This window comes from Pseudomonas sp. ITEM 17296 (assembly GCF_028895205.1).
Lineage (GTDB): Bacteria > Pseudomonadota > Gammaproteobacteria > Pseudomonadales > Pseudomonadaceae > Aquipseudomonas > Aquipseudomonas kermanshahensis.
Window position 1 is genome coordinate 1 of the sequence record NZ_WJRS01000039.1, and the last position, 24,510, is coordinate 24,510.

Below are 24,510 nucleotides of genomic sequence, written 5' to 3' on the forward strand. Positions count from 1 at the left end.
CTTGTGTACTTCTTTAAGGCAAATACCTATTGGTTGCGCGCGCAGGCACAGTGACTGTTGAGTCAAGTCAGTGCGGTATTGACGAAGTTATGGCTGACGCATCGTCTGCAGCGATGCCAGAACTTGATGGGTAATGTTGCTTGGCTTCATTCAACCTTGCTGATCCGTTTACCGCGCTGCGCAGCCACCTCCAGCGCCTGCCCATCCCGCTGCTTACCCTGGCGCGCCAGGCCTTCGAGCTGGGGTATCAGCATCCCTTCCGGCAAATGCCGCCAGAACCGCCCCGGCATGTGCAGGCGCAGCGCGTCCGGGTTGAGGCGGGCGGGGTTGAAGGTGTGGCGATAGTAGGTGCGCCACAGCTCGGCGCCGGGGTCGTCGGCATTGCGTGCCCATTGCCGCCACTCGTCAGGGCAGGTGCGCCGGTAGTCGAAGGCCTGGCCGTCGAAGCGGATAGCGTCGGCGGGGGTGGCGATCAACCAGCGTTGCCGGCCCAGGCGGTCGGCGAAATGCGCACTGGCACTGTGCAGGATATCGTGGGCGGGTTCGTAGTAGGCGACCAGGTCCAGTTGCAGCTGCTGCGCCAACGCTTCGGGTAGCGGCACGAAGCGTACAAAGGCATGCAGGTGATGGGCTTCACGGCTGACCTGTTTGATGCGCCGTTGCAATTCGCTGCCCAGGCGATCGCCGGCCAGCATCGCGGTGCGGTCACCATGGGCCACGCGCCAGAGCACTTCGTACAGCAGGTTCCAGCGTTGCTCGCCGCGGTAGCAGGCTGCCTGCTCCAGCTGACTCAGTAGCGCTGCCGGCACTTTGCCGCGAAACGGGCCTGGGCCTTGGGGCAGCGGTGCAGGGATGGCCAGCAGATCATCGATCGGGCCTTGTGACCAGGTGACGTCGGCTGGGTCAATGCCATGGCCCAGCAGCGTTCGGGCTTGGTCACGCCAGGTGGCGAAGCTGTCATTGCAGTCGAGCGCGATCATCCCCATAACCCCATTTGCACCGGTGCCTGGGGTTCGCGCAGGCGTTCGCGCAGCAGGCCGCTGCGCAGCTCGGCCTGGGCCGGGCGGTAGTCACTGGTGACGATGAATGGGCGCGCTTTGTCCAGCACGCAGCGCAATTGAATCAGGTCGTCGTAGCGGATGCGCCGCTCTCGTCGCAGCGCTACCAAACGCTGCACGCTGCGCAGGCCGATGCCCGGGATGCGTGCCAGCAGGGCTGGCTCGGCGCGGTTCACATCCAGCGGGAAGACCTCACGGTTGGCCAGCGCCCACGCAAGCTTCGGGTCGATGTCCAGTGCCAGGTTGCCGCTTTGCGCCAGCAGTTCGCCGGCCTTGTAGCCATAGCCACGCAGCAGGAAGTCGGCTTGGTACAGGCGGTGTTCCCGCAGCAGCGGCGGCGCTGCCAGGGGCACACTGTCGGGGCTGTCGGGGATCGGGCTGAAAGCCGAGTAGTACACGCGCTTGAGGCCGTAGCCCTGGTACAAGGACTCGGCATTGCGCAGCAGGGTGCTGTCGTCGGTGGCGTCTGCGCCGACGATGACCTGGGTGCTTTGCCCGGCCGGGGTAAAGCGCGGCGCCTTGGGTTCGTTGGCCACCGCTTGCTGGCCGTGGTGAATGACCGCCATGGCCTGGCGGATGGTGTGCGCGTGTTTCTCAGGGGCCAGGCGCTTGAGGCTGGCGTCGGTCGGTAACTCGATGTTGACGCTCAGGCGGTCGGCCAGGCGCCCGGCTTCTTCGATCAGCAGCGGGTCGGCATCGGGGATGGTCTTGAGGTGGATGTAGCCGCGGAAGTTGTGCTCCTCGCGCAGCAGGCGTGCCACGCGGATCAATTGCTCCATGGTGTAGTCGGCCGAGCGGATGATGCCCGAACTGAGAAACAGGCCGCTGATGCAGTTGCGCCGGTAGAAGTCGAGGGTCAGGCGCACCACCTCTTCTGGGGTAAAGCGCGCCCGCGGCACGTTGCTGGAGCGCCGGTTGACGCAGTACTGGCAATCGTAGAGGCAGAAGTTGGTCAGCAACACCTTGAGCAGCGATACGCAGCGCCCGTCCGGGGTATAGCTGTGGCAAATGCCCATGCCATCGGTGGCACCCAGGCCTTCGCTGCCGCGCGAACTACGCTTGGGCGCACCGCTGCTGGCGCAGGAAGCATCGTACTTGGCGGCGTCGGCAAGAATGCCGAGTTTGGCGATGAGTTGCATGGCGGCTGACTCGAAATACTGAATATTCATACAGTATTTTGAGAATGCCCTGATTGCAAGCCCCATCGATGAAGGCCGTGTATCAATGCCCGAGTAAATCCGTCAGCTAAGCTTGTGCTGGACTTACGGACAGCAACGAGGCGCGCGGGAGAGGACATGAAAATCACGATCGAAGCGAAGCGGGCGCTGGCCGGCCTGGCGCTGGCCATGGGGTTGGGCGCAGTCATGCTCAACGCCCAGGCCGCAGAAACCAAAAAGGTCGATGTACTGCTGGTGGGCGGCGGCATCATGAGTTCGACCCTGGCTATCTGGCTCAACGAGCTGGAGCCCGGCTGGTCGATGGAGATGGTCGAGCGCCTGGACAAGGTGGCCGAAGAAAGCTCCAACGGTTGGAACAACGCCGGTACCGGCCACTCGGCCTTGGCCGAGCTGAACTACACGCCAGAAAAAGATGGCAAGATCGACATCAGTAAGGCCGTGGAGATCAACGAGTCATTCCAGATCACCCGTCAATTCCTTGCTTGGCAGGTCAAGCAGGGCGTGTTGAAGAACCCCCATTCCTTTATCAACACCACGCCGCACATGAGCTTCGTCTGGGGCGACGACAACATTCGCTTCCTGAAGAAGCGTTATGAGGCGTTGCAAGCCAGCCCGCTGTTCAAGCCCATGCAGTATTCCGAAGACCACGAACAGATCCGCAAATGGGTGCCCTTGATGATGGAGGGCCGCGACCCCAATCAGAAATTGGCCGTGACCTGGACGCCGATCGGTACCGACGTCAACTTTGGCGAGATCACTCGGCAGTATGTGGGATACCTGCAGACTCGGCCTAACTTCGACCTCAAGCTGTCGAGCGAGGTACAGGACATCACCCGCAACGCCGACGGCTCATGGCATGTCGAGTACAAAAACCTGAAAGATGGCAGCCAGGCTGCCACCGATGCCAAGTTCTTGTTCATCGGTGCCGGCGGCGCGGCGCTGCCCCTGTTGCAGAAGTCCGGCATCGATGAAGCCAAGGACTATGCCGGCTTCCCGGTCGGTGGTTCGTTCCTGGTCACCGATAACCCGGCCATTGCCCAGCGCCACATGGCCAAGGCCTATGGCATTGCGGCAACCGGCGCGCCGCCGATGTCGGTACCGCACCTGGACACCCGGGTCCTCGATGGCAAGCGCATGATCCTGTTCGGGCCGTTTGCTACCTTCTCGACCAAGTTCCTCAAGCAGGGCTCGTTGCTCGACCTGTTCGCCAGCGCCAGTGTTCACAACGCCTGGCCGATGGTGAGGGTAGGGGTACGTGAGTTCGATCTGGTGCAATACCTGGTCGGTCAGGTTTTGCAGTCGGACGATGACCGCTTCGAAGCGCTGCGCACCTACTTCCCCGAGGCCAAGAAGGAAGACTGGCGCCTGTGGCAAGCCGGCCAGCGGGTGCAGATCATCAAGAAGGACGAGGCCCAGGGTGGGGTGCTCAAGCTGGGTACCGAAGTGGTCACGTCCAAGGACGGCAGCATCGCCGGCCTGCTTGGGGCCTCACCGGGTGCCTCGACCGCGCCGCCGATCATGCTGGATGTGTTGAACAAGGTGTTCAAGGACAAGGTGGCCTCGCCGCAGTGGCAAGCGAAGATCAAGCAGATCGTGCCGTCTTACGGCATTCGCCTGAACGAGCACCCGGACAGGGTGCAGCAGGAGTGGACGTATACCAATGAGGTGCTGCAGCTGAATCCGCCGTCGGGTGGTGAAGCGCCGTAAAAGTTCGAGGTTGGTGTTATTGGGGCAATCACTGTTGCTGGCTTGCGCGGCTGCTTCTCCAGAGCCGCGCAGTCAGGTTCAGCCAAGCGAGCACTTGCGGCGCTTGCCTGAGGCACCCGCGTAGACAGATCCCTCGACCTTGGTGAACGCTTCTACTGCGTCCCCATTCAGCAAACTCTCGTACTGCGCCGACTGCCGCAAGCGCGTCAGTTTTGCGTCAGCAATTGCCCTGAAATGCGCTACAGATGCGCTGAAATCGCTGCTTTTAGTCGACATCATGTATTTCCTCATGGTTGAAGGCAGCATAATCACCACGTAGGTCATAGGCAAGCCCGATACCTTTTACCTGCCGGAAACCATTCTGTTGATAGGCGATACGCGCTTCAGGGAGTGGGTCTTTCACTACAACCCATTTCAACCCGAGCATAAGGGCGTAGAAGCGGACGCCGCTCATGCACAAGGGCGCTATGTAGCCTCGTGTCACCAGGTAATTGTCTGGGTTACGCTGAAGGTAAAGCACCATGATCTTTTCCTTGCTGCCTTGTGGTGAAGCCCAACAAAGGCCAGCAAGTGCATTGCCATGCCATATGGCAATGTCCAGCGCGCGTGCATGAGCACGTCGGCGCTTCCATTGCAACACACGATCCCAGCCGAAGTCATGTGGGTTGGGATGCCAGCGCTCATGGGCCTCTATAGCCTTATGATCAATTTCCTCGACCATTAACCGGTTATCCAGGTTGAGGGTTTTGTTCCGGGTTTCCAGTACTATTTGACCTCGAGCAGCCTGCTTGAAGCCAATCAGTGCTGCCAGTTCTATATCGTCCATCTGCAATCACATCACCAGCCGTCGTCAGGTGTTTGATGCTATTGCTAACGGTCACCAGAAGTAGCCGATAACCTCCTTCTTGTTTTCCCGGGTAGACGTAGTCCAAAACCGCCTCTGCTTAGTTCTTGGCATCTAAACTTACAAACAGCCCGTCGCAGCTGGTGGTGCGGCGCGCCTTTCAAATCATTCGACCACCGCCCTCTCGGACCCGGACTTCCCTCGTCGACGGTGGCCTTCTTGCAGAGGAGGGCAGGTCATGGACGAGGCACGGCTTCACGAATTCATGGGCAAGCTGGTGGGTGACATGGGCGCTGCGGCGACCCTGGCCAATGTCATTCTGGGCGACGAGCTCGGGCTGTACCGGGCGATGGCCGACAGCCTGCCGACCACCCCCGACGCGCTGGCGGCCAAGACCGGTTGCCACCCGCGCCTGGTGCGCGAATGGCTCAATGCCCAGGCGGCGTCGGGCTACATGGTGCATGACAAGGGCAGTTTCGTGCTGCCCGAAGAACAGGCCATGGCCCTGGCGCTGGAGGATTCGCCGGCCTACATGGCCGGTGGCGCCGCGGTGGTGGCGGCGCTGTTTCACGACAAAGACAAGCTGGTTGCGGCCATGCGTGGCGACGGCGGATTAGCGTGGGGCGACCACCACCCGTGCATGTTCAGCGGCACCGAGCGGTTCTTCCGGCCGGGTTATCGGACGTTTCTGGTGGCCGAGTGGCTGCCGGCGCTGGACGGGGTAGTGGCGAAACTGCAAGCGGGCGCCAAGGTGGCCGATGTGGGCTGTGGCCATGGCGCCTCGACGTTGGTCATGGCCCAGGCGTTTCCTGCATCGACCTTTGTCGGCTACGACTATCACGGGCCATCCATCGCCACCGCCAACCAGCGCGCCGAAGAGGCGGGGTTGGGCGCGCGGGTGCATTTCCAGCAGGCCACCGCTAAGGACTACCCCGGCCACGACCATGACCTGGTGTGTTTCTTCGATTGCCTGCACGACATGGGGGACCCAGTGGGCGCGGCGCGCCATGCCTACCGTGCCTTGAAGGCTGACGGCACGGTGATGCTGGTGGAACCGTATGCCGAAGATTCGCTAGAGGGCAACCTGACGCCGGTTGGGCGCTTGTTCTACGCAGCGTCGACGTTTATCTGCACGCCGAATTCGCTGTCTCAGGAGGTGGGATTGGGGTTGGGTGCCCAGGCCGGGGAGGCACGGCTGCGAGCTGTGTTCGAAGAGGCGGGGTTCACTCGGTTCCGGCGTGCGACGCAGACACCGTTCAACCTGATCCTGGAGGCGCGTAAATAGCCGCTGCCCTTGCCGCAACCGGGCCATTCGGCTTTTACGCATTGTAATGCCGCGCCCTGATCGTCAGAATCGCGCCCGGTTGTCGAGCAAGGGGCTTACGTTGAACGAACAGACACTCTCCATGCGCCTGGAGCGCGTGGCGGCGCATGTGCCACACGGCGCGCGCCTGGCCGATATCGGCTCGGACCACGGTTACTTGCCGGTAGCGTTGATGCTGCGGGGCACTATCGAAGCGGGCGTGGCCGGTGAAGTGGCGCAGACGCCCTTTGCCTCCGCTCAGCGCAATGTGCGCCGCAATGGCTTGGAAGCACGCATCACCATTCGCCTGGCCGATGGGCTAGAGGCGATCGAAATAAACGACCGGATCTCTGCCGTCAGCCTCTGCGGCATGGGCGGCGACACCATGTGCGAAATTCTGGAACGCGGCAAGCATCGCTTGAACGGCACCGAGCGCCTGATCCTGCAACCCAACGGCGGCGAGTGCGCGCTGCGGGGCTGGCTAATGACCAATGGCTATCGCATCGTCAGCGAAGAGTTGCTGCGGGAGAACCGCTTCGACTACGAAATCATCGTCGCCGAACCGTGTGAGGCAGTGGCGTATACCGCCGAAGAACTGTACTTCGGCCCACTGTTGATGCGCGAGAAAAGCCCAGCGTTCATGACCAAATGGCAGCGCATGTTGCGTCAGAAGCAGCAGACGTTGGCCAACTTCGAACGCGCCCGGGATGCAATCCCACAGGAAAAGCGCGACGATTTCGCCCGGCAAATCACCTGGATCAACCAGGTATTGGCCTGACTCACTGCTGCGAGCAGTTGCCCATTTCCCGGTAGTTGATTTCGCGGGTGTGGCCTTGATGGTCGACATAGACCATGTGCGCGGTGCCAACCTGGCAATCGGCTGCATTGCTGGCTGGGGTGATGGAGATGACTTTGGCCACATCCAGCGGCATGCCGTATTCGTAGTTGCTGTTGGCAACAGGCTGGTTAGAGCCCGCGTCAGCCAAGGCGCCGAACGAGGCGAGGGCAGCGGTAACGGCAAGCACAGCGATCGAACGTTTCATGGCAGGTTCCTTTTTCAATGTTTTACCAATGATGTATTCATTGGTGATCCACAATAAATGGGCTAACCCGTGATAGATTCCTGCCTTGAACGTAAGAATAAGATTGAACAAGGAGCCCATCCCTCATGGACATGCTGCATGCCATGCGTACCTTCACCCGGGTGGTGGAGTGCGGCAGCTTTGCGGCGGCTGCCAATGCCCTGGATATTTCAGCGGCGCAGGTGTCGCGCATCGTTGCTGAGCTTGAGAACCAGCTACAGACCCGTCTGCTGCACCGCACCACGCGCCGTTTGCGCATGAGCGAAGCGGGCGAGCGTTTTCTTGAGCGCGCCCGGCAAATCATGTTGTTGACCGAAGAAGCCGTGGGCGAAGCGCGCGGCGCGCACCTCACGCCCCGTGGCCGCTTGCGCCTGCATTGCCCGCACGGCCTGGGCCTGCTGCTGATGCCGCTGGTGGCGGGCTACAACGCGCTGTGCCCGGAGGTGGTGGTCGAATTGACCCTGTCCCAACGCAACCCTGACCCGCTGGCTGAAGGGCATGACGTGGTGATCACCGTGGACGGGGCCTTGCCGGACTCGCAATTGATCGCAGTGCCCTTGGGCTACATCTTCAGCATCCCCTGTGCCGCGCCCAGCTACCTGGAAACCTTTGGGGTACCCGAGAGGCCGGAAGACCTGCATGATCATCGTTGCCTGCGCATGGCGTATCCGATGTATGAAGGCGACTGGGTATTCCCGCAAGGCGTCGATCAGTGCGTGATTGCGCCGCGAGACAGCTTCCTGACCAACGTAGCCGACGCCATGCTGCTGGCCAGCGAGTTGGGCATGGGCATCGGGCTGTTGCCGTTCTATACCGCCAGCCAGGCCATCGAGCAGGGGCGTTTGCGCCGGCTGCTGGCCCCGTATCGCCTGCGCGAGTGTGCGCTGTACGCGATCTACCCGTCGCGGCACTACTTGGATGCCAAGGTGCGTACCTGGATCGACTACCTCAAGGAACAGCTACCGGCGCTGTTCGAGGCCCATGCGCGGATAGTGGATGATGAGCGGTATTGGCGCTGAATCGGGCTGATTTAGCTGGAACCTGTGGGCTGGCTTGCCGGCGCCCACAGGTTTGGCGACCCGCTACAGCGGATAGTGCTTGAGCTCCCGGGCAATCAGCATCCGCTGGATCTCGCTCGAGCCTTCGTAGATCTGCGTGATCCGTGCGTCGCGGTAATAGCGTTCCACCGGGTAATCCTCCAGGTAGCCATAGCCACCATGCACCTGGATGGCCATGGAACATACCCGCTCGGCCATTTCCGACGCGAACAGCTTGGCCTGCGAAGCCTCCGACAGGCACGGCTTGCCGGCGCTGCGCAAGCGGGCCGCATGCAGGATCAGCAGGCGTGCGGCATTCACCTGTACCTGCATGTCGGCCAGCAGGTTGGCGATGCTCTGGTGTTCGTTGATCGGCTTGCCGAACTGCACCCGATCACGGGAGTAGACCAGCGCGGCTTCGAACGCGGCGCGGGCGATACCCAATGCCTGCGCGGCAATGCCGATACGCCCACCTTCGAGGTTGGACAAGGCGATGGCCAGGCCCTTGCCGCGCTCACCGAGCATATTGGCAGCCGGGATGCGGCAGTTGTCGAAGGTCACCGCGCAGGTATCCGAGGCGCGGATGCCCATCTTGTGCTCGCTGCGGTCAACCTTGAAGCCAGGGTTGTCAGTGGGTACCAGGAAGGCCGACAGGCCTTTCTTGCCCAGTTCCGGGTCGGTCACCGCGAAGACGATCGCCAGGCCCGCTCGGCGAGCATTGCTGACAAACTGCTTGGACCCGTTGATTACCCATTCGCCCTCCACGCGTTCGGCGCGGGTGCGCAGGTTGTGCGCCTCGGAGCCGGCCTGGGGTTCGGTCAGGCAGAAGCAGCCAATCACCTCGCCCGTGGCCAGGCGTGGCAACCAAGCCTGTTGCTGTTCGGCTGTGCCATAAGCCAGCAACGGGCCGCAGCCCACCGAGTTGTGGATGCTCATCATCGCCCCGGTGGCGCCGCAGCCAGCGGCGATTTCTTCCACGGCCAGGGCGTAGGCGACGTAATCGGTGTAGCTGCCGCCGAAGGCTTCAGGCACCACCATGCCGAGCAGCCCCAGCTCGCCCATCTTGCGGACCACGCCATCATCGATCCAGCCGGCTTTTTCCCAGGCATGGGCATGGGGCGCGATTTCGCCACGGGAAAAGTCCCGGGCCATGTCGCGGATCATGATCTGCTCTTCGCTCAGTTCCAGGTCTTGCATCTGTGTACTCCCGGGCTCACAGGCCTTCGAAGAATTGGTCGACCCGCTGGCGCTCGAGCTCGGCCAGGGTGGGCGGGTTCCAGCGGGGCTGCTTGTCCTTGTCGATGATCAGGGCACGCACGCCCTCGATGATGTCGCCGTACTGGAACCACTGGCGGTCCAGGTGCAGCTCCATGGCAAAGCACGCCTCAAGTGCCAGGTGGCGACCGCGGCGCAGCATTTCCAGCGTAACCGCCATGGCCAGTGGCGAGCGGCTTTCCAGCTGATCGGCGGTTGCCAGGGCCCATGGGTGGCTGTCGCCGATGCTGACGGTGCGCAGTTGCTCGATGATCGCTGGCAGGTCGGGGAGGGCAAAAAAGTGGTCGATGACCGGGCGCAGCTTCTCCAGCGGCGCGTCATCCAGCACCTGAGTGCCGAGCTTGGCCAGCAGGCCTTGCAGGTCCTTGAGCGGGTGGTCGCCAAAGGTCAGGCGGTCCAGGCCCTGGTCGAGTGCGGTGAGTTTATCGCAGGGCACATGCCAGTCGGCGAGCCCGCAATACAGCGCGTCGGCGGCCTGGATCTGGGTGCCAGTGACACCGAGGTAAGTGCCCAGCTCGCCAGGGAGGCGTGAGAGGAAATAGCTGCCGCCCACATCCGGGAAATAGCCGATGCCGACTTCCGGCATGCCCAGCCGGCTGCGTTCGGTCACCACCCGCAGGTCACAGCCTTGAGCCAGGCCCATGCCGCCGCCGAGGGTGAAGCCGTCCATCAGCACCAGCACCGGTTTGCGGTAATGATGGATGCACAGGTCGAGCGCGTATTCCTCGACGAAAAAGTCTTCATGCAGGCGTTCTGCGTTTTTGTAGCTGTCGTGCAGCGAGCGGATATCGCCACCAGCGCAAAACCCTTTAGGGCCCGCACCACGCAGTACCACTGCGCGCACCTGTGGGTCGTCTGCCCATTGCTCGAAGTGCTGGCGCAGGCTGCGCACCATATCCAGGGTCAGGGCATTGAGGCCGGCGGGGCGGTTCAGGGTCAGGTGGCCAATCTGGTTGCGGACTTCAGCCAAGACATGATCCGTTGCCGAAGTGTAAGCATGCGCGGTCATCGCGTTCTCCCTGCTTTGTTATTGATTTTCCAAGTGAAGTCTGGAGTTCGCTGGAGGATCACTGGATCCTGTCATGCGAATTTGTCGTGCACAATCGGCAAATCTGCAGGGGTGTTCTGCATTTTTGTCTTGTGTATGGGTTTAGCCTTGCAGCGCCTGGGAGATCGAGCGCCGCCCGCGCGGCGCATCGCGAGCAACGCTCGCTCCTACGTTTGTTTCGGGCCAGTGCGGCCTGTGCCATTTGCGCGCGACCGCCTTGTTGGTCCGACGCAATAGTGCGCCATGCACCAAGACGGTCGCGTGCGTTTGCCCCAGGAATAATTGGCCTGAAACAAACGTAGGAGCGAGCGTTGCTCGCGATGCGCCGCGCGGGCGGCGCTCGATCTGCGCCCCCCCACTAATATCACGCCATACACCCCCAAGCCCACCCCACCCTCAATTCATTAACCTGAGCGTAACGATCACCCGCCCAGCTTGATTGATGCACCCTCACGCCTCGCCCTAAGGTGGCTCCACGACAGCGAACCCGTGGAGTCACCATGACAACAACCAAGAATCCACCGCCGCAATGGTCGCGGCGGCGCGCCGAGAAGCAGCGCCGCCTCGACCGGGTCCGCCACCTCGCCGACGGCGTGGTGCTGCCCACCGCGCATATCGTCGAGGCACTGGAACTGTTACTCGCACCCGGCGACCGGGTGGTGCTGGAAGGCAACAACCAGAAGCAGGCCGATTTTCTCTCCCGCTCACTGGCCAAGGTCGACCCGGCGCGGCTGCACGATTTGCACATGATCATGCCCAGCGTCAGCCGTGCCGAACACCTCGACCTGTTCGAGCGGGGCATCGCCCGCAAGCTCGACTTCTCGTTCGCCGGGCCACAGAGCCTGCGCATCGGGCAACTGCTGGAAGACGGCCTGCTCGAAGTCGGCGCCATCCATACCTACATCGAGCTGTACTCCCGGCTGCTGGTCGACCTCATCCCCAACGTGACCCTGGTCGCGGGCTTCATGGCCGACCGGGATGGCAACCTCTATACCGGCCCCAGCACCGAAGACACCCCGGCCCTGGTCGAACCCGCCGCGTTCAGTGACGGCATCGTCATTGCCCAGGTCAACCAATTGGTGGAGCGAGTCGACGACCTGCCGCGCGTCGATATCCCCGCGTCCTGGGTCGACTTCGTGGTGGTCGCCGACCAGCCGTTCTACATCGAGCCGCTGTTCACCCGCGACCCACGCCACATCAAGCCGGTGCATGTGCTGATGGCGATGATGGCGATCCGTGGCATCTATGAAAAACACCAGGTGCAGTCGCTGAACCATGGCATTGGGTTCAATACCGCAGCCATCGAGCTGATCTTGCCGACCTATGGCGAATCCCTGGGCCTGAAAGGCAAAATTTGCCGTAACTGGACACTCAACCCCCACCCCACGCTGATTCCCGCTATCGAAACGGGTTGGGTCGAGAGCGTGCATTGTTTTGGTACTGAACTGGGCATGGAAGACTACATCGCCCAGCGCCCGGACGTGTTTTTCACCGGCCGCGACGGCTCGCTGCGCTCCAACCGCATGATGTGCCAGCTGGCGGGGCAGTACGCCGTCGACCTGTTTATCGGCGCCACGTTGCAAGTGGATGGCGACGGCCATTCTTCGACCGTGACCCGCGGCCGCCTGGCGGGCTTTGGCGGTGCGCCGAACATGGGCCACGACCCCCGTGGGCGCCGCCACGCGACACCGGCCTGGCTCGACATGACCGTGCCCGAAACAATGCTCGAGCGCGGCCGCAAGCTGGTGGTGCAGATGGTCGAGACCTACCAGGAGGGCGGCAAGCCCACCTTCGTCGAAACCCTCGATGCGGTCGAAGTGGCGAAAAAAGCCGGCATGCCGCTGGCACCGGTGATGATCTACGGCGACGACGTTACCCACTTGCTCACCGAAGAAGGCATCGCTTACCTGTACAAGGCGCGCAGCCTTGAGGAGCGCCAGCAGATGATTGCAGCCGTGGCCGGTGTCACCGCCATTGGCTTGCGGCATGACCCCAAAGACACCCAGCGCCTGCGCCAGCAGGGCCTGGTGGCGTTGCCCGAGGACTTGGGCATTCGCCGAACCGATGCCAGCCGTGAACTGCTGGCTGCGCGCAGCATCGCCGACCTGGTGGAATGGTCCGGTGGCCTGTACAACCCACCCGCACGGTTCAGGAGCTGGTGATGAAAGTACTCGACCTGCAATCGCAAGGGCTGCTTCGCGAGCAAGCTCGCTCCTACAGGTATGTCACGGGCCTTGAAGCCATTGGGGGCTCTGTGGGAGCGGGCTTGCCCGCGAAGAGGGCTGAACAGACAACCGAAATCCCTCTGGCCGACCACCTGGCGGATTTGGCAGTAGAAGCCCTGATCGACGAAGCCGACCTGTCGCCCAAACCGGGCCTGGTAGACCGCCGCAGCAACGGTGCGCACACCGACATGACGCTAGCGTTGATGCATGCGTCGGCGCTGGCCCTGTGGCCGTGCCTGCGGCAGATGGCCGAAGCGGCCGAGGCCATTGGCGGCGTCGGCCAGCCCTTGCGCACTGCGCTAGGCCGCATTGGCCGCGAAGGCGAGGCCGCGATGCTGGCGACCACCGGCGGGGTGAATACCCACCGAGGCGCGATCTGGGCCCTGGGGCTGCTGGTGGCGTCCCGTGCCCTGGGTCCTCACGCTGACCCGTGCGCAGTGGCGGCCCGCGCCGGGCGCATCGCGCTGATCGACGACCCCGGCGCAGCATCGGAAGACAGCCATGGTGCCCAGGTAAGGCGCCGGTATGGCAGCGGCGGTGCCCGTGAGCAGGCGCAACTGGGCTTCCCAGCGGTTATCGCGCATGGCCTGCCACAGCTGCAGCGCAGCCGTGCCTTAGGTGCCAGCGAAACCCACGCGCGGCTCGATACCTTGCTGGCGATCATGGCGGCGCTGGCCGACACCTGCGTGCTTTGGCGCGCCGGGCCACAAGGGCTGGCCACGGTCCAGCAGGGGGCCCGCGCCGTCCTGGACGCCGGTGGCAGCGCCACGCTGGACGGGCGCCGGCAACTGCGCCTTTTGGATGAACACTTGCTGCAACTGAATGCCTCTCCGGGTGGCGCTGCCGATCTGTTGGCGGCCTGCCTGTTCCTCGACAAAGCCGGGAGCCTGTGACATGGAAACCCTGACCTTTCAATTCCCCGCCACCGAACCGGGGCGCGGGCGCACCGTGGTCGGCTGCGTCAGCTCCGGCGACCTGGAAGTGCTGATCGAACCCGGCATCGCCGGCAGCTTGCAGATCCAGGTCGTGACGTCGGTCAACGGCAGCGGCGCGCGCTGGACGCAACTGTTCCAGCGCCTGTTCGAAGGCCGCCAATGGCCAGCGGTGAATATCGACATCCATGATTTTGGCGCCACGCCAGGGGTGGTGCGCCTGCGCCTGGAGCAAGGTTTCGAGGAGATCGCCCATGACTGACACCGAACGTTTGCTGCACAGCCGCAGCCTCGTCGAAATGGGCGCCCGCCAGCGCGCCCGGGCACTACTTGACCCAGGGACGTTCCGCGAGCTGCTGGGCCCCTTCGACCGGCTCATGTCACCTTGGCTGCCGCGCCAGGGCATCGTGCCCCAGGCCGATGATGGCGTGGTCATTGCCAAAGGCCGGCTTAATGGCCGCAATACTGTGGTCGCCGCTATCGAGGGTGGCTTCCAGGGCGGCAGCATGGGCGAGGTGGGCGGGGCGAAGATCGCCGGTGCACTGGAACTGGCCATCGAAGACAACCGCAACGGCACCCCGACCTGCGCCGTGCTGCTGTTGGAAACCGGTGGCGTGCGCCTGCAGGAAGCCAACCTCGGCCTGGCGGCGATCGCCGAGATCCAGGCCGCGATCGTCGAGCTGCGCAGCTACCAGCCGGTGATCGGCGTGATCGCAGGCTCGGTCGGCTGCTTCGGCGGTATGTCCATCGCTGCCGGCCTGTGCAGCCACCTGCTGGTCACCCGTGAGGCGCGCCTGGGCCTCAATGGCCCGCAGGTCATCGAGCAGGAAGCGGGCATCGCCGAATACGACGCCAAGGACCGCCCCTTTATCTGGAGCCTGACCGGTGGCGAGCAGCGCCATGCCAGTGGGCTGGTCGACGGCTACGTGGCCGATGATGCAGATGCAATACGCCAGCAGCTTTTGCACCTGCTCGACACCCCCGGCACAGACCGTGCTCGCCGCCACGCCTGGTACCTCGAGCGGCTCTCGCGCCTCGGCGATGACTGCCCGCAACTGGATGCCGCCGCTGTACGCAGCCTCTACCAAGGAGAAGCCAAATGAACCGAGCCATGAACTGGCTGCCGGGCCTGGCCGGCGGGCAAGTGCTGCCGGGTTACCCCGCGTCGCTGCAGGTGATCGACGGCGAACTGGACAACCGCCTGGCACGCTTCATTGCCGTGGTGCCCGATGCGCACAACCCGTTCCCCCGGGCGCGTGCGGGCGAGGTCGGCTTGCTGGAAGGCTGGGGGCTGGCCAAGGCGGTGAGCGAAGCGGTCGCGGCAGACCGCGACGGCGAGAAGCGGGCCATCGTCGCCGTCATCGATGTGCCCAGCCAGGCCTATGGCCGCCGCGAGGAGGCGCTGGGCATTCACCAGGCGCTGGCCGGTGCGGTGCAGGCGTATGCCGAGGCGCGCTTGGCCGGGCACCCGGTGATTGGGCTGCTGGTCGGCAAGGCGATGTCTGGCGCCTTCCTCGCCCATGGCTATCAAGCCCAGCGCCTGATCGCGCTGGACGACGCTGGGGTGATGGTGCACGCCATGGGCAAGGCCGCTGCCGCGCGCATTACATTGCGCAGCGTCGAAGCGCTGGAGGCCCTGGCCGCCGAAGTACCGCCGATGGCCTATGACCTCGACAGCTATGCCTCGCTGGGCTTGCTGTGGCGACGTCTTGGCGTGGACAACGCCGAGACGCCAAGTGCGGCCGACCTGGCCAAGGTACGTACCTGCTTGGCCGAAGCGGTGCGCGATATCGGCAACTCGACCGACCTGTCATCGCGGCTGGCGGGCGAAAACCGGCGTGCCTCCCGCGAGGTGCGCGAACACTTGCGCCGTCAGTGGCAGGGGGCCTGAGATGAATAGCCCACGCGCGCACGACCTGCTGTGGGGGTTGCCCCTTTGCGCGCTGCCTGAAGATGCCCCGCAGTGGGCGCATCAGGTGGTGGCAAGCGGTCAGCCTGTGGTGGTGCGCCGCGCCGCCTGCGCTGACGGCTGGGTGGCGGTGGGCCTGCGCGGCCTGAGCCGGGATCAGCGGCTGGGCACACAGATGCGCCTGGCCGATATCCAACGCCTGCAAAGCCCTGAGGCCCTGCGCTGGAAAGCACCGAGCCCGTGGCCAGCATTGCAGGCGTTGGCCTCGGTGGCCCCGGTACTCGATACCACCGGGCTGGCCTGGGGGCCGACAGGTGGGGTGGGGTACCAACTCGCCACTGAGACTGGCGTGCTGCACCTGGCCAGTGACCTGGACGTGGTCGTGCGCACGCCGCACCCCCTGGCTCGCGCAAAAGCGCGGGAACTGCTGGACATACTGGACTGCGCGCCATGCCGTATCGATGTGCAATTGGAAACACCGGCAGGTGCCGTCGCCCTGCGTGAGTGGGCCGGTGTTGCCCGGCGCGTACTGCTCAAGTCGCCCCATGGCGCGCGCTTGGTGGTCGACCCCTGGGCAGCCTGGGCGTGTGCGGCATGAGCAGCTTGTTCGCGTTCCCCGGCCAGGGTGCCCAGCAGGTAGGCATGTTGCACCGCTTGCCTGAGGGGGCCGGCCCACTGCTGGAGGAGGCTAGCGATACGCTGGGTCATCAGGTGTTGGGCCTGGACAGCCAGCAGGCATTGCAGAGCACCCGGGCCGTGCAGCTGTGCCTGTTGCTGACCGGGGTGGCCTGGGCGCGCCGACTGCTGCAGCAAAGTCCCGCCCCCGACTATGTGGCAGGGCTGTCGATAGGGGCGTATCCCGCCGCTGTCACGGCCGGTGCGCTGGCGTTCGCCGATGCCGTGCGCCTGGTTGCCCTGCGCGGTGAGTTGATGCAGCGCGCCTATCCGCAGGGGTATGGCATGACCGCGCTGAGTGGCCTGGACCTGGCCAGTGTCGAGCGCTTGCTGGTGGAGGCGGGCGGTGAGGTCTACATCGCCAACCTCAACAGCGAAAACCAGATCGTCATTGCCGGCAGTGAGGCGGCCATGGCTGCGGTGGCCCAACGCGCGCGCAGCCTGGGCCAGGGCGTCGCGCGGCGCCTGGCGGTCAGCGTGCCGTCCCATTGCCCACTGCTCGACGCCCCGGCTGCGGAACTGGCCCAGGCCTTTGCTGCGGTCGAACTGCGAAGGCCCATCATCACCTACCTGAGCGGCAGCAGTGCACGGCCGATCCACGACCCGCAACGCTTGCGCGACGACTTGGCCGGCAACATGGCGCGGGTGGTGGATTGGCGTGCCACGTTGCGCAACGCCTATGAACGCGGGGTGCGCCTGCACCTGGAAATACCACCGGGCAGTGTGCTCAGCGGCCTGGCCCGCCAGGTGTTCGCCAATGGCCGCGTGGTAGCCATCGAGTCCACTCGGCTGGACAGCGTCGACGCCTTAATGCGTCAGGAGGTGGCCGGCAACCGATGACCGTGCTGTGCAACGCGAAGGACAACAACAAGCAACTTCGACAACACCTGAGGACAACAACAATGATTATTTATGGTGTGGCTCTGCTGGCGGTGTGCACGCTTGCCGGCGTTATCGTCGGCGACTTCCTGGGCGTGCTGCTGGGCGTCAAATCCAACGTGGGCGGGGTCGGTATCGCCATGATCCTGCTGATCTGTGCGCGGCTGTACATGCACCGCCATGGCGGTATGAGCAAGGAGTGCGAGTTCGGCGTCGGCTTCTGGGGCGCGATGTACATTCCGGTGGTGGTGGCCATGGCGGCCCAGCAGAACGTGGTCACGGCCCTGCACGGCGGGCCGGTGGCGCTGCTGGCGGCCGTCGGCGCGGTATTGGTGTGTGGCGCGACCATCGCGCTGATCAGCCGCAGCCACCGCGGTGAACCCTTGCCCGCACTGGAGCCCACACCCGAAACCCCTGTGCAGGTTGCCCCTGCAGGAGGGCGCTGATCATGTGGCCGATCATTGACAATGCCTTGGAACACAACGGCCTGATCACCGCGTTCGCGGTTGTCGGGGCGATCATGTGGTTGTCGGTACTGATGTCGAAATACCTGACGTTCGGCCGGGTGCACGGCTCGGCGATTGCCATCGTCATTGGGCTGGTGCTGGCCTGGGTTGGCGGTACCGTGACTGGCGGGCAAAAGGGCCTGGCGGACATGGCACTGTTCTCTGGCATCGGCCTGATGGGTGGGGCGATGCTGCGCGACTTCGCCATCGTCGCCACGGCCTTCGAAGTGCAGGCCACCGAGGCGCGCAAGGCCGGGATGATTGGCGCCGTTGCGTTGCTGCTGGGCACGGTGCTGCCGTTTATCGTCGGTGCGGCCGTGGCCTATGCCTTCGGCTATCGCGATGCCGTAAGCATGACCACCATTGGCGCGGGCGCGGTGACCTATATCGTCGGGCCGGTGACTGGGGCGGCGCTGGGTGCGAGCTCGGACGTGATGGCCTTGTCGATAGCCACCGGGTTGATCAAGGCCATCCTGGTGATGGTGTTCACCCCGGTGTCGGCCCGCCTGCTGGCCTTGGACAACCCGCGTTCGGCCATGGTGTTCGGTGGTTTGGCGGGGACGGTGTCGGGGGTGACCGCAGGGTTGGCGGCCACGGACCGGCGGCTGGTGCCGTACGGCGCGCTGACCGCTACCTTCCATACCGGCTTGGGCTGCTTGATGGGCCCTTCGATACTGTATTTCTGCGTGCGCGGCTTGATGGGCTGACCCACCCCTCACGCCCTCTGTGTAGGAGCAGCCTTGCGCTGCGAAGAGGCCCGTACTAGCGGCGACTATCTACGGTGTTGTCACCGGCCTCTTCGCAGCACAAGGCTGCTCCTACCTGCAACTCCATCCCCCGAATCGGGGAAAACCGCTGGGGAATCCTCCCCAATCTGTTTCGGTTAGCGCTGTAACTCACCAAAAAATATAACAATTCTCATCTGGCATATACCTTGCTCAACCTCCACGCAGAGACCCTGTGTTCCGGAGGTGCAGCATGTCGACCCCGCTCAAAGGCCCCGTCCTGTCATCCCTTGTCCTGGCCCTACTCGGCTGGGAAGCGACCAGCGAGGCAGCTGTGCAGTGCCAGCGCACCCTGGTTGCCAATGTGGTCGCACTGGACCAGCCGCTGATGTTCAACCGCCTTGGCGCGCAAAACGCCAATGGCATGATGTTCGCCCTGCGCGAAGATGTCGTGGACGAGCACCAGGTCCCGCTTGGCAAAGGCGGAGCCGCAGTGCCTGGCAAAGTCACCTTGCGCCCGGACAAACGCCCACGGCCAATCGTCTTGCGGGTCGCTGCCGGTGACTGCCTCACCGTCAACCTGACCAACCTGCTGGCCTACCAGGCCAACCCCAACAAGCACGGTATCGACCACGAAGAAAACGAGGCCGAAGGTGAGGAAGAAGAAGGGCCGGAAACCGAGTTCGAGAATGAAGGCGGTGAGCACTTCGTTGCGGATGAGCAAGTCAGCGACCGCCACGTAGGTTTCCAGGTCAACGGCATGCAAGCCGTCAACAGCATTGGCGACATCGCCGCCAACACCGGCCGCAACGGCAACTTCCTGGTGTCGCCGGGCAACACCCGCAGTTACACGCTGTATGCCGAACGCGAAGGGGCCTTCGCCGCCACCAGCCAAGGCGCGACCTTCGGCGGCCAGGGCGGCGCCGGCAACGTCGCCAACGGCTTGTTCGGCCAGGTGGTGGTGGTGCCCAAAGGCGGGCGCACCTTCCGCAACACCTTGACCGAAGAAGAAATGCGCCTGGCCACCACCGGCCGCACCCCCACCGGCCAACCTGTCATCGACTACCAGGCCCGTTACCCGCAGGCCGAGCCCTGGATCACCGAAGGCAAGGCCGGCAAGCCGATCATCGCCATGGTCGATGGCAACGAGATTCTCAACAGCGAGACCGATGCCATCGTCATGGGCCCCAACCCAGACGGCAGCTTCCCCCGTTCGACCTACCCACTGGAGAGCGTCAACAAGCGCAACCCGGCGCTGCCCAACCGGCTGGATGCGTTTCGTGATTTCGCCTCGCAGTTCGCCGACGAAGTGGCCGGCACCCAGGCCTTCCCCGGCTACTGGGCCGACCCGATCATGGGCCACGTGCTGGAGCCGACCCGCGATTCGTTCATGATCAACTACGGCTCGGGCGGCATGGGCGCCGAGGTGGTGGCCAACCGCCTGGGCGTGGGCCCGATGCATGACTGCCTGTCGTGCGCCTATGAGGAGTTCTTCCTCAGCGCCCACACCGTGGGCGATATCGGCACGCTGGTGGACGTGCCGGCCAACGTCGGCCTGGAGAACATCCGCCCCGGCGAAACCCCACCGGCCAATGCCGTGGGCGTCAAGGCCAGCATGGCCCTGTACCCGTCGGAGCCGGCCAACGTCCACCACAGCTACATTGGCGACTTCACCAAGTTCCGTAATACGCACAATGGTCATGAGCAGCACATCTTCCACTTGCACGGCCACCAGTGGCTGTTCAACCCCAACGACGACAACTCTGACTATGTGGACGCCCAAGGCATCGGCCCGGGCATCGGGTACACCTACGAGATCGCCAACGGCGGCTCTGGCAACCGTAACCGCGTAGCGGGCGATGCCATCTATCACTGCCATTTCTACCCGCACTTCGCCCAAGGCATGTGGGCCATGTGGCGGGTGCACGACGTGTTCGAGGAAGGTACCCGGCTGGAGGTCAGTGGCCAGGATGCAAACGGCTTCCACAACACGCCGTTTGCCCTGCGCAGTGGCAAGCCAGCCGTCGGCGCACGGGCATTGCCGGACGGTGAAATCATTGCCGGTACGCCGATCCCCGCCATCGTCCCGCTGCCGGGCAAAGCCATGGCGCCGATGCCGGGCAAGGTGGTCGTGGTGCCTAAGCTTGCAGAGCAGTGGGTGGCCGCAAATGAGCAGGACGATGATGAAGAGGAAGAAGAGGGCGACGATGACCATGGCCACGGGGCAGCTGCGCCCAAGGCTGTCGGCTCCTTGGCCCTGGTCGACCGTAGCGAAACCAACCGCAACGCCGACGGCACCTTGAAAAACCCAGGCTACCCGTTCTGGATCGGTGGCATGGAAAGCAGCGTCGGCCAGCGCCCACCGACCCCGCCGCTGGACATGCTCGACCCTGCGCTTGCCCAGCAACTGAAAAACAGCGGCAATGCCCTGTGGGCCAACCTGGACCCCAACCAGGTCGATGGCTGGGATGGTGGCCTCGGCCGGCACGCGCTGGATGGCATCTCGGCAGGTGGCGAAGCATTGACCACCACCACCAAGCTGGATTTCTCCAAGGTGGTGCACAAAGCCAAGCCGATCTACCTGCCGGAAGAGGGCACCGAAGTCGAACAGGCGGCCATGAAGTTTCACGCCAAGGCTGAGCACCCCAGCTATGCGCTGATGCCGGGCAGCCAGCCGGTGGCGCGCAACTTCCGCACCAATGGCGCCTTGCCGACGGCCGGGGCACCGTTCTTTGAGCCGTGCATGGACGACCGCGGCAAGCGCCTTACCCAGACCTCGGGCATAGGCGAGTTCGCCAGCGGTGAAAGCCTGACCGGCATGAGCTTCCGGGGTGCGTCTGCCTTCACCGCCGACCGCCCGCGCATCTACAAAGGCGCCAACATCCAGTTCGATGCGGTCTACAACAAAGTGGGCTACCACTTCCCGCAGGCGCGCATCATTGCCCTCTGGGAAGACGCCTGGCCAGTGATCACCAAGCAGCGCCCACCCGAGCCGCTGGTGATGCGCATGAACACCTTCGATTGCACCATGTACCAGCACACCAACCTGATCCCGTCCATTTATGAGATGGACGACTACCAGGTGCGCACCCCAACCGACGTGATTGGCCAGCACATCCACCTGCCCAAGTGGGACCTCACCGCGGCTGACGGTTCGGCCAACGGCTGGAACTACGAGGACGGCATTCTTTCGCCCGGCAGCGTGGTCGAGCGCGTGCATGCCATTCGCGCCTACAACGGTTGCACCGAAGGCGATAGCCGAGACGGCACCGCCGCCTGCCCAAGCGCCAAGCAGCACCCGTACTTCGGGCGCTTTGGCCGGGCCGACTGGCTGGGCGCGCGTACCGCCATGCAGCGTTGGTTCGCCGACCCTGTGGTCAACGTGCACAACGTCGACCGCGGCCTGGGCACCATCTTCACCCACGACCACCTTGGCCCATCGACCCACCAGCAACTGGGCCTGTACGCCACGGTACTGGCCGAACCTGCCGGCTCCACCTGGTACCACGCCGAAACCGGCGAGCAGCTGTACAACCCGGCTGCGCGCCAGGACGGTGGGCCAACCTCGTGGCAAGCAGTGATCAAGACCGGTGACCACGATGGCGACGGCAAAAACGACAGCTACCGTGAGTTCTTCCTCGAGTACAGCGACTTCCAGCATGCCTATGAAGCCGGCGTGTACGTGGGCGCAGGGCCGGACGGTATTCCCAATGGCCAGTCGTACCCGGCCACGGCCGACAGCTTCCGCTACGCCATCAACCCACCGGTACGGCAGAAAGCCTCGTCGCTGCTCGAATCGGTGGTCGAGTCGCGCGGTGGCCTGAGCCCTGGCTGCCCAAGCCGGCCGTGCCCACAAGCCATTTCGGTGGATGACCCAGGCATGTTCGTCGTCAACTACCGTAACGAACCGCTGGCCCTGCGGGTGTTCGACCCCAACAAAGTGGCCCCGGACGGCAAGCGCGGCATGCAGGCCGATGGCCTGGGCGGTGACCTGAGCTATGCCTTGCAGAGCCGCACCGACCGTGCCATCCCAGCGATGAACATGGCGCCCTCGGCGATCACTTCGGCGGTCGGCCCAACCGGTGGCACCACGGTGTTCCCGCCGCACATCAACACCGCCGGTAGCGAGCCCGGTGACCCGTTCACGCCGCTGCTGCGCACCTACTCGGGTGACAACGTGCGCTTGCGCATGCATGCCGGTGGCCATGAAGAGGAGCACAACGTCACGCTGCACGGCGTCAAGTGGCTGCAGAATGGCTCGGGCTTCGGCAGCAGCTCCAACTCGGGGTGGAAGGCGTCGCAGATGATCGGCATCTCCGAGCAGCTGGGCTTCATGGCGCCGGTGTCGATGATTTCCAGCTCTGCGGCCACCAATGGCGACTACCTGTACTCGCTGGACGCAGCACTGGAAGGCTACTGGAACGGTATCTGGGGCATCATGCGCAACTACACCACCTTGCGCCCGGACCTGTTCCCGCTGTCGAACAACCCGCAGCCGGTGGCCATGCGCAACACCGTGAACTTTGACGGCATCTGCCCAAAAACCACCACCAACGCCAATGGCATTGGTACCCGCGCCACGGTCAAGCGCAGCTACGAGATCGTTGCCGCACTGGCCAACGACATTCTTGAGAACCGCCACGGGGTCAGCATCACCGACCCGGCCGGCGTCGGCCAGCATGTCGGTGGGCCGCTCAAGCCTGGCGGTGGCACGCTGGTGTTCAACAGCCGCAAGACCAGCATCCCGCAGGTGACCGTGGTGGATGAGGAGGACGGCACCACCTTCACCGTTGGCGGCCACAGCGCACCACTGCACGACCCGACCGCGGTGCTGTATGTGCGCAAGGCAGACCTGGACGCGACCACCGGCAAGCTTAAACCCGGCGTGCCGGTAGAGCCCCTGGTGCTGCGCGCCAACGCTGGCGACTGCATCAGCATCACCCTGGAAAACCGCCTGCCGCTGGTGATGCCAGATCTGCCAAGCACGGCCGTGATGCAGAACGTGGTCAAGCGTGACCGTAACGGCAGCGAAGGCTCCACGGCGTTCAACAACAACCTGATGCGGCCATCCAGCCATGTTGGCCTGCACGCGCAGTTGCTGGCCTACGACATCACCAAGTCCGATGGTGCCAACGTCGGCCTCAACCCGGTGCAGACCGTGCCGCCGCGTGCCGGCACCAGCGGTGCCTACCCGAGCAAGGTGTACCAGTACTACGCCGGGCACCTGGAGCGTGAAGGCAAGCCGGTGCTGCAACTGGGCCGCACGGTGGACAACATCAACACCACGGCGATCGAATTCGGCGGCCTGAACCTGACCCCGTCCGACTTCATCAAGCAACCGCAAAAAGGCCTGGTGGGCGCCATGAGCATCCTGCCGCAAGCCGCCACCTTCACCGAGGACACCGCCAGCCGTGCCCAGGCCACGGTAAAAGTCAGCGGGCAGCCGGACTACCGCGACTTCGTCACGGTGTGGCAGCGCTCGATGAACATGCGCTGGGCAGACGGCCGCCCCGTGGAAGGTATCGCCACGGAAGGCAATGGCGTGCCGGGCGATCCGAAGGACAACGGCAACATGGCCATGAACTACAAAACCGAACCGCTGTGGTTGCGCTTCGGCATGGCGCCGGACGCACCGTTCGGCCACGCCGACGGCAATGGCTTCGCCGATGTGCCAAACGCCCATATGGCCTACAGCAACGCCCTGGTCGGTGGCGACCCGCAGACGCCCGTGCTCTGGGCCAAGCCTGGCCAGCCGGCACGCAGCCATGTGCTGATGCCCAGCGGTGGCAGCCGCGGTATCACCTACCAACTGGACGGGCACCTGTGGCCACTGCACGCCTACCAGGCCGAGAAGAACGACGCCGATGGTTACCCGATGAACCTGCCAGGCATCGGCTCGGTGCGCTTCGGTTTCAACCCAATGTCGATCTACATTGGTGCCCAGGAAAGCGTACTGCCAGCGGCGCACTTCAGCTTCATGCTGCCCAGCGCGGGTGGTGCCAATGCGGTGCCGGGGGACTACCTGTTCCGCGACTATGCCGCCTACGGCAACCTCTCGGGGCTGTGGGGGATTTTGCGGGTCAGCAACGAAGCGCCGCCCGCAACGGCTGCGCCACAATAACGACAC

The 24,510-nt window shown here is 64.1% G+C and carries 21 protein-coding genes; 14 read left to right on the forward strand and 7 right to left on the reverse strand.

All coding sequences use genetic code 11. From position 1 onward, the window contains the following. Positions 1-146: 146 nt before the first annotated feature. Both GIB19_RS26205 and GIB19_RS26210 read right to left on the reverse strand, forming a co-directional pair. A complete protein-coding gene (locus tag GIB19_RS26205) occupies positions 147-986 on the reverse strand; it encodes a TIGR03915 family putative DNA repair protein (RefSeq protein WP_099429163.1) in 840 nt (279 codons plus the stop codon). Then, positions 977-2,197 carry a putative DNA modification/repair radical SAM protein gene (locus GIB19_RS26210; protein WP_027593494.1) on the reverse strand — a complete coding sequence of 407 codons (1,221 nt, stop codon included), beginning with the start codon at positions 2,195-2,197 and terminating at the stop codon, positions 977-979. The genes GIB19_RS26205 and GIB19_RS26210 overlap by 10 nt, the downstream gene beginning before the upstream one ends. Positions 2,198-2,353: 156 nt before the next feature. On the opposite strand from GIB19_RS26210, the gene mqo reads away from it, so the two are divergent. Next, entirely contained in the window at positions 2,354-3,943 is a 1,590-nt protein-coding gene (gene mqo, locus GIB19_RS26215; protein ID WP_099429164.1) for a malate dehydrogenase (quinone), read from the forward strand. 78 nt (positions 3,944-4,021) lie between these two features. On the opposite strand, the gene GIB19_RS26220 is transcribed toward mqo, so the two are convergent. Both GIB19_RS26220 and GIB19_RS26225 read right to left on the reverse strand, forming a co-directional pair. Further along, on the reverse strand, positions 4,022-4,219 hold the full coding sequence (locus GIB19_RS26220) for a hypothetical protein (RefSeq protein ID WP_099430898.1): 198 nt from the start codon (positions 4,217-4,219) through the stop codon (positions 4,022-4,024). After that, positions 4,209-4,769: a hypothetical protein gene (locus GIB19_RS26225; RefSeq protein WP_157765549.1), complete on the reverse strand. Its 561-nt coding sequence runs from the start codon at positions 4,767-4,769 to the stop codon at positions 4,209-4,211. The genes GIB19_RS26220 and GIB19_RS26225 overlap by 11 nt, the downstream gene beginning before the upstream one ends. A gap of 256 nt (positions 4,770-5,025) precedes the next feature. On the opposite strand from GIB19_RS26225, the gene GIB19_RS26230 reads away from it, so the two are divergent. Further along, a complete protein-coding gene (locus GIB19_RS26230; RefSeq protein ID WP_027593492.1) occupies positions 5,026-6,072 on the forward strand; it encodes a class I SAM-dependent methyltransferase in 1,047 nt (348 codons plus the stop codon). Between the two features lie 100 nt (positions 6,073-6,172). Then, positions 6,173-6,868, forward strand: a complete 696-nt coding sequence (locus GIB19_RS26235) for a tRNA (adenine(22)-N(1))-methyltransferase (protein ID WP_099429166.1) — start codon at positions 6,173-6,175, stop codon at positions 6,866-6,868. Position 6,869: 1 nt separating this feature from the next. On the opposite strand, the gene GIB19_RS26240 is transcribed toward GIB19_RS26235, so the two are convergent. Continuing rightward, positions 6,870-7,133, reverse strand: a complete 264-nt coding sequence (locus GIB19_RS26240; protein WP_238213487.1) for a DUF2790 domain-containing protein — start codon at positions 7,131-7,133, stop codon at positions 6,870-6,872. Between the two features lie 125 nt (positions 7,134-7,258). On the opposite strand from GIB19_RS26240, the gene GIB19_RS26245 reads away from it, so the two are divergent. Continuing rightward, on the forward strand, positions 7,259-8,191 hold the full coding sequence (locus tag GIB19_RS26245; RefSeq protein ID WP_274888603.1) for a LysR family transcriptional regulator: 933 nt from the start codon (positions 7,259-7,261) through the stop codon (positions 8,189-8,191). A 63-nt stretch (positions 8,192-8,254) separates the two neighbouring features. On the opposite strand, the gene GIB19_RS26250 is transcribed toward GIB19_RS26245, so the two are convergent. Both GIB19_RS26250 and GIB19_RS26255 read right to left on the reverse strand, forming a co-directional pair. Then, positions 8,255-9,406, reverse strand: a complete 1,152-nt coding sequence (locus GIB19_RS26250; protein WP_274888604.1) for an acyl-CoA dehydrogenase family protein — start codon at positions 9,404-9,406, stop codon at positions 8,255-8,257. 16 nt (positions 9,407-9,422) lie between these two features. Next, on the reverse strand, positions 9,423-10,493 hold the full coding sequence (locus tag GIB19_RS26255; protein WP_274888605.1) for an enoyl-CoA hydratase/isomerase family protein: 1,071 nt from the start codon (positions 10,491-10,493) through the stop codon (positions 9,423-9,425). 539 nt (positions 10,494-11,032) lie between these two features. Here GIB19_RS26255 and mdcA point away from each other — a divergent pair. The 10 genes from mdcA to mnxG all read left to right on the forward strand — a co-directional run bounded on the left by mdcA (position 11,033) and on the right by mnxG (position 24,504). After that, entirely contained in the window at positions 11,033-12,694 is a 1,662-nt protein-coding gene (gene mdcA, locus GIB19_RS26260) for a malonate decarboxylase subunit alpha (protein ID WP_027593486.1), read from the forward strand. Further along, positions 12,694-13,650 (forward strand): triphosphoribosyl-dephospho-CoA synthase, encoded by a 957-nt coding sequence (locus GIB19_RS26265; protein ID WP_274888606.1) that lies wholly within the window; start codon positions 12,694-12,696, stop codon positions 13,648-13,650. The genes mdcA and GIB19_RS26265 overlap by 1 nt, the downstream gene beginning before the upstream one ends. Position 13,651: 1 nt before the next feature. Beyond that, on the forward strand, positions 13,652-13,951 hold the full coding sequence (locus GIB19_RS26270; RefSeq protein ID WP_099429171.1) for a malonate decarboxylase subunit delta: 300 nt from the start codon (positions 13,652-13,654) through the stop codon (positions 13,949-13,951). Beyond that, on the forward strand, positions 13,944-14,792 hold the full coding sequence (locus tag GIB19_RS26275) for a biotin-independent malonate decarboxylase subunit beta (protein WP_274888608.1): 849 nt from the start codon (positions 13,944-13,946) through the stop codon (positions 14,790-14,792). The genes GIB19_RS26270 and GIB19_RS26275 overlap by 8 nt, the downstream gene beginning before the upstream one ends. Further along, entirely contained in the window at positions 14,789-15,580 is a 792-nt protein-coding gene (gene mdcE / locus GIB19_RS26280) for a biotin-independent malonate decarboxylase subunit gamma (RefSeq protein WP_027593482.1), read from the forward strand. The genes GIB19_RS26275 and mdcE overlap by 4 nt, the downstream gene beginning before the upstream one ends. A 1-nt stretch (position 15,581) precedes the next feature. Further along, positions 15,582-16,196, forward strand: a complete 615-nt coding sequence (locus GIB19_RS26285) for a malonate decarboxylase holo-ACP synthase (protein WP_274888609.1) — start codon at positions 15,582-15,584, stop codon at positions 16,194-16,196. Then, positions 16,193-17,113 (forward strand): malonate decarboxylase subunit epsilon, encoded by a 921-nt coding sequence (gene mdcH / locus GIB19_RS26290; protein WP_274888610.1) that lies wholly within the window; start codon positions 16,193-16,195, stop codon positions 17,111-17,113. Before GIB19_RS26285 ends, mdcH begins: the two co-directional genes overlap by 4 nt. A 62-nt stretch (positions 17,114-17,175) precedes the next feature. Continuing rightward, a complete protein-coding gene (gene madL, locus GIB19_RS26295; protein WP_027593479.1) occupies positions 17,176-17,598 on the forward strand; it encodes a malonate transporter subunit MadL in 423 nt (140 codons plus the stop codon). 2 nt (positions 17,599-17,600) lie between these two features. Beyond that, entirely contained in the window at positions 17,601-18,365 is a 765-nt protein-coding gene (madM, locus tag GIB19_RS26300) for a malonate transporter subunit MadM (protein WP_027593478.1), read from the forward strand. 271 nt (positions 18,366-18,636) lie between these two features. After that, on the forward strand, positions 18,637-24,504 hold the full coding sequence (gene mnxG, locus GIB19_RS26305; protein WP_274888611.1) for a manganese-oxidizing multicopper oxidase MnxG: 5,868 nt from the start codon (positions 18,637-18,639) through the stop codon (positions 24,502-24,504). Positions 24,505-24,510 lie beyond the last annotated feature (6 nt).